Annotated in this window: 10 protein-coding genes and 1 pseudogene; 6 read left to right on the top strand and 5 right to left on the bottom strand. The window is 59.8% G+C overall.

What is annotated here, in order from left to right; all coding sequences use genetic code 11:
• Positions 1–1,021 precede the first annotated feature (1,021 nt).
• From WJU18_RS18055 to WJU18_RS18035, 5 genes are all read left to right on the top strand, one after another.
• Positions 1,022–1,531, top strand: coding sequence for a DUF1993 domain-containing protein (locus WJU18_RS18055; RefSeq protein ID WP_423461033.1), 510 nt, complete (start codon positions 1,022–1,024; stop codon positions 1,529–1,531).
• Positions 1,532–1,902: 371 nt separating this feature from the next.
• Positions 1,903–4,959: a TrlF family AAA-like ATPase gene (locus WJU18_RS18050; protein ID WP_423454471.1), complete on the top strand. Its 3,057-nt coding sequence runs from the start codon at positions 1,903–1,905 to the stop codon at positions 4,957–4,959.
• A gap of 509 nt (positions 4,960–5,468) precedes the next feature.
• Positions 5,469–7,853, top strand: coding sequence for a DNA polymerase II (locus WJU18_RS18045; RefSeq protein WP_423454470.1), 2,385 nt, complete (start codon positions 5,469–5,471; stop codon positions 7,851–7,853).
• 422 nt (positions 7,854–8,275) lie between these two features.
• On the top strand, positions 8,276–8,767 hold the full coding sequence (locus tag WJU18_RS18040) for a GNAT family N-acetyltransferase (RefSeq protein ID WP_423454468.1): 492 nt from the start codon (positions 8,276–8,278) through the stop codon (positions 8,765–8,767).
• 404 nt (positions 8,768–9,171) lie between these two features.
• Positions 9,172–9,693 carry an AAA family ATPase gene (locus WJU18_RS18035; protein ID WP_423454466.1) on the top strand — a complete coding sequence of 174 codons (522 nt, stop codon included), beginning with the start codon at positions 9,172–9,174 and terminating at the stop codon, positions 9,691–9,693.
• Positions 9,694–9,945: 252 nt separating this feature from the next.
• Here the strand turns inward: WJU18_RS18035 and WJU18_RS18030 are convergent.
• Both WJU18_RS18030 and WJU18_RS18025 read right to left on the bottom strand, forming a co-directional pair.
• A pseudogene (locus WJU18_RS18030) lies at positions 9,946–11,171 on the bottom strand (MFS transporter).
• Between the two features lie 38 nt (positions 11,172–11,209).
• Entirely contained in the window at positions 11,210–12,238 is a 1,029-nt protein-coding gene (locus tag WJU18_RS18025; RefSeq protein ID WP_423461032.1) for an alcohol dehydrogenase, read from the bottom strand.
• 191 nt (positions 12,239–12,429) lie between these two features.
• Between WJU18_RS18025 and gcvA the strand changes: the two genes are divergently transcribed.
• A complete protein-coding gene (gene gcvA / locus WJU18_RS18020) occupies positions 12,430–13,374 on the top strand; it encodes a transcriptional regulator GcvA (RefSeq protein ID WP_423454464.1) in 945 nt (314 codons plus the stop codon).
• 61 nt (positions 13,375–13,435) lie between these two features.
• Here the strand turns inward: gcvA and WJU18_RS18015 are convergent, their stop codons facing one another.
• The 3 genes from WJU18_RS18015 to WJU18_RS18005 all read right to left on the bottom strand — a co-directional run bounded on the left by WJU18_RS18015 (position 13,436) and on the right by WJU18_RS18005 (position 15,110).
• Positions 13,436–13,669 (bottom strand): DUF4377 domain-containing protein, encoded by a 234-nt coding sequence (locus tag WJU18_RS18015; RefSeq protein WP_423454462.1) that lies wholly within the window; start codon positions 13,667–13,669, stop codon positions 13,436–13,438.
• The gene (locus WJU18_RS18010) at positions 13,669–14,241 is read right to left on the bottom strand and encodes an META domain-containing protein (protein WP_423454461.1); all 573 of its coding nucleotides are present in this window, start codon (positions 14,239–14,241) and stop codon (positions 13,669–13,671) included. The genes WJU18_RS18015 and WJU18_RS18010 overlap by 1 nt, the downstream gene beginning before the upstream one ends.
• A 119-nt stretch (positions 14,242–14,360) precedes the next feature.
• Positions 14,361–15,110 (bottom strand): hypothetical protein, encoded by a 750-nt coding sequence (locus WJU18_RS18005; RefSeq protein WP_423454459.1) that lies wholly within the window; start codon positions 15,108–15,110, stop codon positions 14,361–14,363.
• Between the last annotated feature and the right edge of the window lie 37 nt (positions 15,111–15,147).

Here is a 15,147-nt window from a genome sequence, read left to right as displayed (position 1 = left end):
CCTGGCAAAGGTGCTCCAGGGATCGGGAGGGATTTTTTCTTTCACCGCTCCTATGAAACTTCTCTCGAATCCATCCGCCTGCTCGTCTGCAACTCTCAGACGCTCAAAGATAATGTGCAAGCATGTCCGCTCACGCAAGGACAAGTGCGGGTAGATGTCCTCAAGAACGCCGTAGTACCCGGTCGCGACAGTTCGACACGAGAGCACTGGCATAAGTCGTTGCTCTTTCAAGTGTCCCAGCGCTTGCTGAAGGATGTCTCGCTTCTGCGGTAACTGTGCGAGGACGGCCTGAAGCTCGGAGCGGATCAATCTTCGGTTCCGGTATATATCCCATCGATAACGCGCGTACCGACTTCCTTCACCCAGCGCGAATCCGAGTGCGACGCCGGCAAGTGCGAACCATGGAGTGGACGTCGAGGTGGTGGACATGACAGCTAACGTTGGCATGAGAGGCGACTACCGGCTTGCGGGCGACATCCTCTCGATGGAGGGGTTGGGCATCAGCGCCTCGGACGGACAGCGAAACTGAGGATAAATTTCTTCCTTCTTTGGTTCGGTAGATTGATCTTGAAAGTTCAGTCATGAACCCTCTGCCCTTCCTGTATTACACGCCACACCGTTGCTGAAACAGGTCCGTGAACAATTTCCTCATAAGCACTATAACTTGCGCTCGAAATAGGATCAATAAATGGTCTGTAGCTCGTCCGACGACAGCTTTGCGCGTTTTTGCCAAAAGACCGCTCAGGGCCGAAAGCACCAATGCAACACATGCGATGGTTGCCACTTGGTGTTCGTCGGAGACTTGTGACTGCTTTGAGGCGCAGAGCAGGCTAGGGGGTTTGGCGCAATGACTGCTTTTGCCAGCAGCAGTCGTTGGCATTTCTGACTCGAACGACAGCAACTAGCCTATAGCGACATCATGAGTGATGGTTAGTCCTTTTGCTGTTAGCCTTCTACGGTTGGCAGTATCTCTGCCATGCCCACCCCGGCCATCGTGCCCAACTTGAAAAATGAATCCTCTATGACAAGCCCACTGTACACCGCCTCCGTTCCCGTCTTGCAGCAGATGTTGCGCGCCCTGTCCGCTGTGCTCAAGAAGGCCGAAAACCATGCGACACAGAAAAATATCGATCCAAATGCTTTGCTGCAAGCGCGACTATTTCCCGACATGTTTCCGCTGGTACGTCAGGTACAGATCGCCTCAGACTTCTCAAAGGGTATTGCCTCCCGCCTAGCTGGTGCCGAAGTGCCATCTTGGCCCGACACTGAGACTAGCTTCGCCGACCTTCAAGCGTTGATCGCCAAGGCTCTGGCTCATCTCGAATCCTTCAAGCCCGAGCAATTTGATCTCAGCGAAAGCCGCGAAATCGTACTGCGCCCCGGCACGCCCAAGGAAAAGAAGCTGACCGCCAGTGCATATCTTCTGCACTATGGTCTGCCGCAGTTCTTCTTCCATGTGACCACCGCCTATGACATCTTGCGCCACAGCGGTGTTGAGATCGGTAAGCGCGACTACATGGGTGCCTATTAACACGAGTGGCGCCACTCGGCCACTGCTACTCGGTAGCAATCAGAGCCTCCATTGCTACGCGACTCCAGCTAACGGTGGATGAAGGTGCCATTTACCTAGCACTGCTCCAGTTTCAAAGACTGTTTTGCAGCGATTGCCGCTGCTGTGGCATATAGGGCGAGCGATTGGTCTGGGCCAGGTTGCGGTCGCTGATGCCTCTGTGGCTCGTATGCTGGCTGAGTTGGCAGCCGATGCAGCAAACAATTAATCCCTTGTTGCGGCTGCTACACTTTGAAACACCGCTTCTCGAAAGGCGCGGGGAGGCCTGGAAGACAAAGCCGAGAATGCGCGTCCACCTGGCTGGCTTAATGACTTCCGGGGGAAAGAAGACCATGAACCAAGGCGCAACCTGGGGCAAGTGGGACCTGCACATCCACACGCCTGCCTCTTACCAATGGAGCGGCAAACGCTTGCGCGATGCCGCTACAACTGCCGACCGAGACGCTTTGCTGAAGCAAGTCGTTGACGGCATCAACGACAGTGGCTGCGCCGCCGTTGCTGTCATGGACTATTGGACCTTTGACGGCGTCCTCGCCCTGCGCGAATACCTCGGCCGGCCGGGAGCGATGAAGTGCAAGGCAACCATATTTCCGGGCATCGAGCTGAGGATGGTTTCTCCAGGCAGCTTCCGTCTGAATATGCATGTGTTGCTTAACCCCGAGCTGTCCGCCGACAAGCTGAACGCCTTCAAGACCCAGCTGAAGTTGAGCATGGGCGGTAAGCCGTTGACCGACAGCTACCTTGTGGAATGGGCGCGTCAGAACTTGAGTGCAGAGCGCTTGGCTACGCTTGGGATTTCTCGCGCGACCCTCGACAGCGATGAAGCGGCGGCGCTGCAGGCCGGTTCAAAGTGTGCAGAGGTGACAGCGGAATCGGTGGGCGAGGCTTTGCGTACTTTTGGCGAGCGTGACGCCATCCTGTTCGTGCCGTTCGACACCAGTGACGGAGTGAACAAAATCCGTTTTCGGGAGCACTACTCCTTCCCACGCGAGGTGCTCGCAATGGAGGCAGTCTTCGAAGTCGCCAATCAGGCAACCCGGGACGCCTTCAATGGGGTCAAGACTGCGGACAACGACAGCTTCTTCACCGATTTCCAAGCGGCTATCAAGCACCCAAAGCTGGCCGTTCGCGGTAGTGATGCGCATCGCATCGCGGACTATGGGAAATTCCATGGCGGTAACCCCACGTGGATCAAAGCGCTTCCGACGTTCGCGGGGCTTCTGCAGGCTTGCCGCGAGCCGGCGAACCGTTCCTACGTCGGAGCGTTGCCGCCCAAGGTCGACTTCGTCCAGAAGAACCCTCAGCTCTTCATCAAGAACGTCTACGTACGCAAGCGTGCTGGCGCCCCCGAGCCCGGCGCATGGTTCGGCAACACCACGCTTCCCCTGAATCAAGACCTCGTAGCGCTCATCGGCAGGAAGGGCAGCGGCAAAAGCGCCCTTGCTGACGTCATAGGTGTACTCGGTGATACGCCGAACGAAAAGTACTTCTCTTTCCTCTCCGACCAGCGCTTTCGGTTGGCGAAAGACAACAAGGCCAGCTCGTTCGAGGCACAACTTGAATGGGTTCAGGACTCGAAGGACCCAGAGTGGCGCACTCTGTCTGACAGTCGGTCCAGCGGTTCTGTGCCGCGCGTCAAGTACCTGCCGCAGCGGTACTTCGAAGAGCTGTGCAACGACCACGTCAAAGGCGACGACAGCTTGCTGCAGGGTGAGCTCCGTGCAGTCATCTTTTCCCATATCCCGGTCACTGAACGAGATGGGGCTGACTCGTTGGATGAGCTGATAGCGCTTCGCACCGACGTCATCGAGCGAGAGGCATCAGCCATCCAAGCCGACCTGAAGGCGGCAAACGCTCGCATCATCCAGCTCATTGAGCAGGTGAACCAGCCTGCGCAGGATCGCGCGCGGGAATCGGTTCGTCTTTCGCTCGTCGGTCTCCGTGCCTTGCGCGACAAGAAGCCCGTGGTTCGACCGGCTCCGCAGGCCGATGACGAGCCCGCGAAAGTCGCGGCGGCTGCCATCACGGACTTGAACGCTCGCATAGCGGCAGTCGAGACGCAGCAGACGGCGGTCAAAGCTGAAGCCGACCTGCAGCGGACTCGCATTCGTACTATAGACGACGTGCTTCAGCGCGTCGCCGCTCTTCAGAAGGTACTCGAGGACAGCAAGGCGGACCTGTCGAAGCGCATCACATCACTCGGCCTCAAGCTGGAAGACATCATTCAGCTTACCGTCAACACGGTGTCCTTGATTGAACTGCAAAAAGCGTCAAAAGCCAAGCTATCCGAACAGGAAGCATTGCTTCAACCGGGTGTCGAAGGGACGCACCCGACACAGCTGACCAAACTCAAAGCGGAGTTGGCCGCAGAGCAGTCCAAGCTCGACGGCCCGATGAAAGCGCACCAGGAGGATCTGACAGCTCTGCGGTTCTGGGAGGAAGAGTGGGCTGCAGCGACTGGTGCGGCTGACAAAGAAGAGTCCTTCCGTGGGAAGTGGCATCGGCTCAAGAACATCCCGGCTCTGCGCGCCGAGTTGGCTCAGCTGCGCAAACAGCGAGTTCAGCTGTCTCTGGCAATATTGGGGACATTGCGCAAGCGCGGAGACGTGCTCAAAAGCCTCTTCGCCCCCGTGCAGGCGCTGGTGGACGACGAGCCGCAGATTCGTGAAGCACTGGGCGTCCAGTTCTCGGTGCGCTTCTCGTTCGATGTCTTCGTCGCGCGACTGTTCGACTTCATCAAGCAGAGCGCAGGGTCGTTCGTAGGATTTGAGGAGTCCAAGGCTCTCGCCAGCAGGCTGCTGGCGGCGCATGACCTCACTACCGATGCGGGTCTGACGGCGTTTCTTGCCGACGTAGACGATGCATTGACCTTCACTGTTCGCGGCGGTCAACGCCGCGCCGTCGCCACGGCAACAATTCTCAAGTCCGATAGGACGGCCGCGCAGTTGTACGACTTCCTCTTTGGGCTTGAATACGCAAGTCTGAGTTATGGCTTGATGCTTGGAAGCGTCGAACTGGAGCGGCTCTCGCCCGGTCAGCGAGGCGCGTTGCTGCTCATCTTCTATTTGCTTGTCGACCGGGACCGCATCCCCATCGTCCTCGACCAGCCTGAAGAAAACCTGGACAACGAGACGGTCTACAACCTACTGGTCGGCGTCATCACGCGGGCCAAGCAACACCGCCAGGTTGTGATGGTCACTCACAACGCCAACCTCGCCGTGGCCTGCGACGCCGAGCAGGTCATTGTCTGCAGCATGGATCGCGACGGATCAAACAAGATTTCCTATGAAGCTGGCGCCATCGAAGAGCTGAACCTGAACCAATCGGTGGTGAATATCCTGGAAGGCACGAAGCCGGCGTTTGAGAACCGGCGCCGCAAGTACGTTTGAACAAGACCCTTCGAAACCCATAGGAAAGTCGACGTTTGCAATGGCCGTATAACGAGGATGAAGCGTGGCTCTGAATAGCGCCTACAGGCGTGTGGCGACCCACTGAGTGGCGGGTTTCGCGCGCAGCAGTCACTCAGCTATGAGATCTTAAGGTCGGCAACCAGCTTCAAGCAGTCGGCACAGACAGTTCGCACTCTCGACTTCTCGCCGGCTAGGCCCGGTGGCGCAAGATTTCAGGATGCAGCGAGGCGTCATGGTGGACGGCGAAGGCTGCTCTGTAGCGCTGCAGCGCTGGCTCAGAGCCATGCCCAAATGCGGCGCAGCAATGCGGGAGCCGGTCGTGCAGGACGGAATACATGGCGGTATGGTTCGTACGTCGCCTTCTCGGTGTCAGTTTTTGCGATACTGTGCAAAACATCAGTATCATAGGCAAGAGCGCCTTGGTACTCCTCAATCGACTCGCCCAAGGCGTCAGAATTGGCGCGCGTTAGCGTCCTCCGCTCTACCTGATGTCCTCAGCCTTCGCGCCCACCGAACTCCAGGGCTTCATCCTCACGCGCCACTGGCGCGATCTTTCGGACGGCACCGAGATCGAATACTGGCTGGCCACCGACGAGGGGCCGAAGAAGGTACTTCTGACCCAGCAGATCTCGGTCGCCTTCCTGCCGGCCTGCCATCGGGCTGCGGCACAGGCTCAGTTGGCTAACCTGCCGGGCCTGGAGGTGAAGGAACTCGGTTTGAAGACGTTCGGGCAGGAGCCTGTCCTCGGAGTCTATGCTCGCAGGTTCCGCGATCTCGGTAAGTTGGCGCGCGCGCTCCAGCCTCTGCGGATCCCGCTCTACGAAGCGGATGTCCGCCCCCACGACCGCTATCTGATGGAGCGGTTCATCACGGCCGGTGTTGTGGTCGAAGGAGGCCTGCGGGAAGGGATGAGCATCATCGACTGCCGGTTGAAGCCCGCCTCTGGTTGGCGCCCGGCGATGAAGGTGGTGTCGCTGGATATCGAGACGAGCGCGACCGAGGAGCTGTACTCGATCGCATTGGATGGTGCGGGCGACCGGGTGGTCTTCATGCTGGGAGAGGCCCCGGTGCCAGCAGCGTCACCGGTGGACTTCAGGCTTATCTATTGCCCGACTCGCCGGGAGATGGTCGAGCAGCTCAATGCCTGGTTTGCGGACCATGACCCGGATGTCATCATCGGTTGGAGCGTGATCCAGTTCGACCTGCGGGTACTACAGAAGGCGGCCGATGCGAGCTCCGTGCCGCTGCTGCTCGGACGCGAACGCCGTCCCATCGCGTGGCGCACGCACCCGGGCCGGCAGGGCTACCTGTTCGCGCCCATGCCCGGGCGCGTGGTCGTCGATGGCATCGAAGCGTTGCGGGCGGGCATGTGGAGCTTCCCGTCGTTCAGCCTCGAAGCGGTCTCGCAGGAACTGCTCGGCGAGGGCAAAGAGATCGGCGATGCCTACGACAAGATGGCCGAGATCGAGCGGCGCTACCAGGAAGACAAGCCGGCGCTGGCCAGCTACAACATCCGCGACTGCGCGCTCGTGCTGCGCATCTTCGACAAACTGGAGCTGCTGCCGTTTGTGCTTGAGCGTGCGCAGACGACGGGCTTGCAGGTGGACCATTTTGGCGGTTCCATCGCCGCGTTCAGCCACCACTATCTGCCGCGCATGCACCGCCTGGGCTACGTGGCACCGAACGTGGGCGATATCGTAGCCAAGGCCTTTCCTGGCGGGTATGTGATGGACTCCACTCCGGGCTTCTACGACTCCGTCGTGGTCCTGGACTACAAGAGCCTGTACCCCTCCATCATCCGGACCTTCCTGGTGGACCCCGTGGGTCTGGCCGAGGGAACGAACACCGACGCCCAGGATAGGCCTGTACAGGGGCCGCAGGGCACGCTGTTCTCGCGCGAGAAACACTGCCTGCCGGACATCGTGACCACACTGTCGAATGCTCGGGACGAGGCCAAGCGGGCGCGGAACCAGCCGCTATCGCAGGCCCTGAAGCTGCTCATGAACTCCTTCGCTGGCGTGCTGGGCGCGTCCGAGTGCCGCTTCTTCGATCCGAAGCTGGTGTCCGCCGTCACCATGCGCGGCCACGAGGTGATGAAGCTGACCCGCGCCTTCGTGGAGCAGCGCGGATACCAAGTCATCTACGGAGACACCGACTCCATCTTCATCTGGCTCAAACGCACCTATCCCAACGCCGAGGCGCATGCCATTGGGGCCATCCTGGTGCAAGACATCAACGCCTGGTGGACCCTCAAGCTGCGCGAAGAGCAGCAGCTGGAGAACTTCCTTGAAATCGAGTTTGACACCCATTTCGCCAAATTCTTCATGCCTACCATTAGAGGCTCGGATGTCGGCAGCAAAAAGCGCTACGCCGGTCTGAGCGTCAATGAAGAGGGGCGGGAGGAGATGGTCTATCGCGGGCTAGAGATGGCCCGCAGCGACTGGACCCCGTTGGCACGCCAGTTTCAGGAGGGCTTGCTCTCGCGCATCTTCCACGGTGAGCCCTACCAGGCGTTTGTGGCCGACTATGCGCGGTCGATGCTGGATGGCCAGATGGATGCGCTGCTCATCTACCGCAAACGTCTGCGCCACCGGCTCGATGCGTATGAGGTCAACGTGCCGCCCCAAGTGCGGGCGGCGCGCATCGCCGACGCGCACAACGCGAAGTTGAACCGTCCCCAGCAGTACCAGCGTGGTGGCTGGATTCAATACGTGATGACGCAGAGCGGCCCCGAGCCCTTGGAGGCGCGGCATTCCCGGATTGACTATGAGCACTACCTCGCCAAGCAGCTCCAGCCGATCGCCGACGCGATTCTCCAGCCTTTGGGCGACAGCTTTCTGGCATTGACGAGCGCGCAGAAGGTGCTTTTCTAGGGATTGCAAGGGGAGAAACCTGGTTCGACACCCAGCGACGGGACTGGCTGGTCGGTAGAGGGTGGCATTGCAGCATGGCTATGCACTTACGCTTTGATTTTTAGCCAACTCGCCCTGGACGGTTGGTTTGCAGTGATCTCGGTTCTTCGACCCCACGCATTGTGCTCACGGTGAAGGGCTCATTGCAGTCACTCGACACGTCGACCGGAACGCAGTCTCAGCGGCCGGTCTGCAAGCCAGATCCGCCGTTCGCTGCAGTTCGCGGAGACGTGGTCGAAGTGCTCCTCGTCGGATGTCCGCATCAGGCTCGCTTGAACTCACGCAACCGACCCAAAGCTGCCGGTCAGTTGTAGGCAAAGCGGCCAGCCATCAACGCTTTGATATGCTATGTTTGATTGATAGAAAACATATGTAGCTTAGGCATGACACTGGAGTTCAAACGCCTTACCGATGTCAGCTTGGTAGACATCATTTCGCTCAATAACAATCCCGATGTACTACGGCAAATGCCGCTTGGAAGTGCAAATTTCGACTTGGCGAAGGCAAAAGAATGGGTCCAGCAAAAAGATGCACAGTGGCAGCAATATGGCTATGGTCCATGGGCATTTCTAATTGATCAGAAATTTGCTGGTTGGGGTGGCTTGCAGTATGAGGAAGGTGATGCTGACCTAGCTTTGGTGCTTCATCCTGATTTTTGGGGAAGTGGAAAAGCAATTTATCAAGAGATTGTTAAACGTGCATTCACTTCTCTAGGGCTGGAGTCCATCACAATTTTACTTCCACCCTCAAGGACAAGAATCAAAGGGATTTTCAGGCTGGGCTTCCGGCCTGAAGGCGAAGTTGACATTGAAGGTGCCTACTTTCAGCGTTTTCGCCTTGGTGCGCCCGAAAAAGTCGTTCTGCCAGGTACCTGAACAGTTGAAGTCGGCATCCTATCTGATCACCATATTGACCGACCGGAATTGGCCGGGAGCGTGAATTCGATAAGAGTGCCGATAGCAGACCTTAGACATGAACTAAAAATAGGACGATGACTGCTTTCGGGGGCGTGGGTGATATGGAGCTTTCGGCCAAGAGCAGGCCCTCGAACCGAACTCTCCGCGTGACTGCATGCTGTAGGCAGCAGCCGTACTCGGTTTGCCAAGACCACCGGCACCGGCTATATTTCCTCGCTATGGCTTGCTCGCACACCGCGTCGATTATTCGCACCATCCAAAGGATGGTGGGTTAGCGTGCGGCCTGAGTAGCCATAAACAACCCGCCCCGAGAGGCGGGTTTTTTCTGTCTCCCGGGGCTTTCAGTGTCACAGGAGAATGGAATGAGCGAACTCGATACGACGCGGACCGGCACGGCCCCTTCCGTGCCAGCGGTGCTTCATATGGTCTGCGGGAAGATTGGCGCCGGCAAGTCAACGCTGACCAAGCGCCTCGCGACGGAGCCGAAGACGGTTCTCATCAGTGAGGACGATTGGCTCACACTTCTGTATCCGAATGAGATTCACGCCATCGCTGATTACGTACGTTGTGCCGGCAGGTTGCGCGAAGCGATGGCCAGCCACGTCGAAGCACTACTTGCCGTAGGCACGTCGGTCGTGCTCGATTTCCCCTCGAACACGGTCAAGACCAGAACTTGGGCTCGCAGCCTTTTCGAGAAAGCTGGCGCGGCCCATTGCCTCCACTACCTGGATGTGCCTGACGATGTCTGCAAGGCGCGCCTGCGTGCTCGCAACCTCTCCGGAGAACACCCCTTCGAAACGACAGATGAGGAGTTCGACCAAATCACCAGCCACTTCATCGCGCCAACGGAGGAGGAAGGCTACAACATCGTGCGCTATGGTTGAACGCGGGGCCTGTCAACAGTCAGAGGTGCTGAACGTCCGCTTTCGCGAAGCTGCTACTTTCGCTCCGGGTCGAAAGCGTCAATGCAACACATGCGATGGTTGCCACTTGGTGTTCATCGGAGACTTGTGACTGCTTTGAGGCACAGAGCAGGCCTGTCTAGAGGGTTTGGCGCAATGACTGCTTTTGCCAGCAGCAGTCATTGGCATTTCTGACTCGAACGACAGCAACTAGCCTGAAGCAGTCCATTCTTTCTACGCAATACGTGACGCTTTCTTCCTCATCGCCACAGCAAGCGCCACCACCGACAACGCCAGCGGCACGAACGACCCCCACAGCACCGTGTTCCATCCGTAGGCCGAGAGAAGCCCCCAGACGAGAACGACCCAATGGCCATCAGACCGAAGACGATGAAGTCATTGAACGATTGCACTCTGGTCTTTTCTTCCGGACGATGGCATTCGAGTACCAAAGCGGACGCACCGAGGAATCCAAAATTCCAGCCCAGCCCGAGCAGGATCAAGGTGGCCCAGAAGTGCGTGACATCGATGCCTCCCAACCCCACGGCGGCGGATAGTCCGGTGAGAGCCAGACCAACGGTCGCCATCCGCCCAGCACCAAAGCGCGCGATCAACGGCCCCGTGAAGAAGCTGGGCGCATACATCGCGATGACGTGCCACTGCAGGCCCAGGTTGGCCGATTCCTGCGTGTGTCCGCACATGTGCATTGCTAGAGGGGCGGCCGTCATGAGGAAGTTCATCAGCATGTAGGACACCGCACCGCAAATGACGGCGGCCACGAAGCGGGGCTGGCGGGCGATTTCGGCGAGAGGCCTTCCGCCTGCCACCTCGGCTGCCGTGGGCATGGGCAGTTTCACACCAAGCAGGATGAGGCCAGCCATGGCTGCTACCGCGGCCTGCACGAGGAAGGTGGCCGCGAACGTATGCGGGGGCCGCAGGTCCATCGTCCAGGTGACCAATTGCGGCCCCACGATGCCGGCAGCCACGCCGCCCGCCATGACGAGCGAGAGCGCCCGCGCGCGCCGCTTCGGCTCCACGCCATCGGCAGCGGCGAAGCGGAACGATAGCACCACGGCGGCATAGCCGCCTCCGAAGAAGGTGGCCAGGCAGAAGAGCCAGAACGACCCGAGGATGACCGCGAGCATGGCGAGCAGGCCGGTCAGCACACCCGCACCGGTGCCTGCCAGGAAGGCGGCGCGCCGCCCGTGCTTTTGCGCGATGGCCCCCATGGGGAGGATGCAGGCCGCCATACCCACCACGAAAATGGAAATGGGCAAGGTGGCCAGCATAGGAGTCGGGGCCAATGTGTTTCCGATGATGGCCCCCGTCGCGTAGACCACTATCGCGTTGGCGCCAGCCAGCGCCTGGGCGATGGAGAGGCGCCAGATATTTCCGCTTTGGGTTTTTTCAGGGAGCAGGGCGGGGGAGGGGCTTGAGGGAGCGGATGGGTTGTTTTGCATTTTTGTCGGGGGTGGGCTTCTTCTGGCAGGCTGTGCGTTCAAGACGGATGTCCCATCGTGAGCACCATGCGGTATTTGGCTTCGCCGGTTTTCAGCTTCTGAAGGGCTTCGCCAGCCCGTTCCAGCGGCATGACTTCTATCTGGGGCCGCACGTTCACCAGCACACTGAAGTTCAGCGCTTTCTCGTTGTCGTAGGGCGTTCCGGTGAGGGAGCCGAGGATGCTGCGCTGGCCGCCCACCAGAAGACCGGCGGGAATCTGCAGCGGGCTCCTGCCGGGGTTGAGCACCACCAGCCGCCCTTCAGGCGCCAGGCCGGCGAGGAGGGCGGACATGGTGTCGGCATGGTCGATCATGGTGATGATGGCCTGTGCGCCGCCTATCGCCTTGAGCCTGGCGGTAGCGTCTTCCGCTTGGTTGTCGATGTAGACGTGCGCGCCCAGGGCCATGGCATCCGCGGCGGTGCCGCTGCCGCGTCCGATGGCCACCACCCTGAAGCCCATGTGCCGCGCATATTGCAGGGCCATGTGTCCCAGGCCGCCTATGCCGAGTATGGCCACGGTGTCGCCCGCCTGGGCGCCGCATTTCTTCAACGCATTGAATGTGGCGATGCCGGCGCAGAGGATGGGCGCGGCTTCTTCTGAGTTCAGTTCATCAGGGATCGCCACGAGGCCGGTACTGCGTGCCAGCATCATTTCGGCATAGCCGCCGTCGCGGGTGCTGCCGACCACCGGCTGGTTGAGACAGAGCTGGAATCGCCCTTGCCGGCATTGAGCGCATTCGTTGCAATGGCCGCCGAGGCGGCCCACTCCCACGCGCTGCCCCAGCTTCCAGATCGGGGGAGTGCCTGCGCCGCGCGCCACGATGCGCCCGACGACCTCATGCCCGGGGACGCGCGGAGGTTGGGCGGCGGGGTCCGCTTTTTCAATGTCAGCTGCATCAGCGCCGCAGATGCCGCACGCGTGTACCTGGATTAACACTTCGCCCGCGCCCGGTTCGGGCACGTTCCGCTCCACGAGCTCCAACAGACCAGGGCGGCTGATTTGCATGGCCCGGTAGGTTGCGCGCATTTCCTGGTTTTCCATGTCGTTGATCGTTGATGGGAGGGCGCTCATGCGGGCGCCGTACCGGTTGCACGGAGGAGAGCCGGAAATAAATTCTTCCTTGCCCGCCGATGTGATGGAGATTGGATTCTTCTTGATTCAAAGCCGTCAGGCAACTGAGATAAAGTTCCTGATATTGAAAGAAAATCTTTATTGATATGAAATCGCCAGTGCACCTGAATGCATTGCGGGCTTTTGAGGCCAGCGCTCGTCATCAAAGTTTTTCTTCAGCGGCGCAGGAGCTCAATGTCACGCCCGCCGCGGTGGGCCAGCTTGTACGAAGCCTTGAGGAATGGCTTGGCAAGCCTCTCTTTGTCCGCGGTACGAAGGGGCGGGCGAGGCTCGTCCTCACGGATGCCGCTGCGCTTGCCTTGCCTGACATCAGGGCGGGGTTCGACAGATTGAGCCAGGGCCTGGAGAGGCTGCAGGAGACGGCGGCCAGCGGCGTCCTTACCGTGACGGTCAGCCCTGCTTTTGCAGCCAAATGGCTGCTGCCGCGGTTCGAGCGGTTCCAAGCCGTCTGCCCGGACACCGACGTGCGGCTGGAAACCAATCTGAAGCCGGTGGATTTCGCGGCTCAGAAGGTGGATATAGGCGTACGTTACGGCACGGGAACATGGCCGGGGCTGGTGGCCGAGAAGCTGATGGATGAAGAGGTGTTCCCTGTCTGCTCACCCGAACTGCTGAGAAAGACCGGGCCCTTTAGCAAGCCAGGGCATCTTGAGTCCGCCACCTTGATCCATGATCTTTCCATGGACGGGCACAGCGGTTTCCCCACCTGGGAACTCTGGTTCAGGCGGCTGGGAATGGAGGGCGTCTCCGCGTCCCGTGGCTTGAGGATCAACAACTCCGCGGCGGTTCTGCAGGCGGCCATGGAGGGGCGCGGTATTGCGCTGGCGCGCAGCGTGATGGTTCACGATGACCTGATGTCCGGCCGGGTGGTCCGGCTTTTCCCGCGCATCCGATTGACCTCCGCCTTGGCCTACTACGTGGTCTATAGGCCTGAAAGCGCCGAGATGCCCGGCTTGACGGCGTTCCGGCGCTGGTTGTTCAGGGAGGTTTTGGAGAGCGGGAGAGAACCACGCAAGAAAAAGCGTGGTTGAGCGCCTGATGGCTTCTTCTGAGAAGAAGAGCCATCAGGGCAAGGATGGCTTGATCACCAGCTTATTTGGCGCGCTCGGATTCGACCACCATATCCAATACATAGGCGTAGGCGGACGCATCCGCAGGCACGTTCTGACGCTTGAAGCGGTTTACGCGTAGGACGTTGCGGATACCGGGCTCATGCTTGTAGCCTTCGATTTCGCTGTAGAAAAGCTGCCATTCACCTTCGCCTTGCTTCACCCCATTGTCGCCATAGCGGATTTCACGCACGCGCAGGCATTGGGCGTCTTTCATCAGAGGGTGGTTGCAGGCGGCGCGCTGAGGGCCACTTCCAGGAAGATGCGCTCACCGGCGCTGCCGTACTGGGTCTGCGGGGTGGGCGTACCGGCCATTTCCCAGCGGCTGCCATCCGCAAAATGCAGCACCAGTTGCGGCGGCTCACCGCCGCGCAGGTCGATGCGCTGGGCGGTGGGCAGCAACTGGCCCACGCGCTGCTCCTGTGCCATCAGTTCACTGTCTGCGCAGGCCTTCATGGTCGACATGGGGCGGCTCACTTGGATGTTGCTGCCGCTCAGCGTGTAGCTCGCGCCCATGGTGTTGCACAAATTCCGCACGGACACTTGCCGGTCGTCAAACTGCAACTGCATGGCGGGCTTGGCGCTTGATTTCCAGGCCTGGCCTTTGCCATCGTAGGCGGCTTTCAGGTCCCAATAGTAGGCCTTCAACTGCGCAGGCGAGGGCGCGTTGGCAGATGATGAGGTGGACGGCACTGGCGCTCCTTGGGTCATGTTTCCGCAAGCCGACACCAGGCCGGCCAGTGTGACGGCAGCCGCGGTCTTGAGCACGGTGCGAAGGCGGGGAGACATAAAAGAGGGTGTCAGAGTTTTTTGCATGGCGTGACCTTACCTCAGTTGATGCGCCCGCCAAGTAGGAAGGAGGCGCGTTTTGGGGGGCCGCTCATCCCCCGTTTCCGCGATTTCAGCGGCTATGAACGTACGCTCAGGAGCGACAGGCTGAGCGTGTAGTTGGCGTTAACGCTCAAGGCGGTGGCCATCAGCTCGTCTTTGCCGTTGCTCCGCCAGACGACCGCGATGCCGTCGAACTCCGAACCGGCAAACGTGCAGAACGGACCGCTCAAGACCAAATTCAGCGCGAACACGTTCTTTTGGCTTTGATGAGGCCTGACGGAGCCCGACGCGCGGCAACTGGTGTCGCCCGCCATCTCGAAAGAGCCGTTGATGCCCACTGAAACCTGCATGCCGTCGGATGTCCAGGAGCCGGCGATGTCGTTCAACACCGCCGGGCGGTTGTAGTTGAACATGCTGGCCGGCATGGGCTGGAGGAAGTAGGTGCTCTTGTCGCGCGCGCCGTCCAGCCAGAGATCGGCTCTGATGGAGTTGTTGGCCACATAGCTGCCCTGCAGCGTGCCGCCGAAGAGATCGTTCAGGCCGTAATCAAAATACCGCACCCGGTCGGAGTCAAAGCGGCCGTTCTCGGCATACGCATATGTCCGGGCGGATAGCTGAATGCCGGGGTAGCTGTTTTGGATGCCCACCGCCCACATTCTTCCGTCATCGAGCACCACGGCGTTCAAGGTCCCGCCATTGGAGAGGCTCGCTTGCCAGGCGCCGCTCATCGGGCTGGGAAGCGTGGGCTCCAGGCCCCCGTCGTCGTCTCCGCCGCAGGCGGCAAGGAGGGCGGTCAATACCAAAGGGGCGAGGGCGGTGAGTCGCATGTGGTGGAGTCTCGGATCTTTCCGGTGATGTACAAAA

This window comes from Ottowia sp. VDI28 (assembly GCF_049532675.1).
Classification (GTDB): Bacteria; Pseudomonadota; Gammaproteobacteria; order Burkholderiales; family Burkholderiaceae_C; genus Ottowia.
Note: the sequence above shows the minus strand (reverse complement) of the source record. Positions and strands in the feature narration are given on the sequence as shown.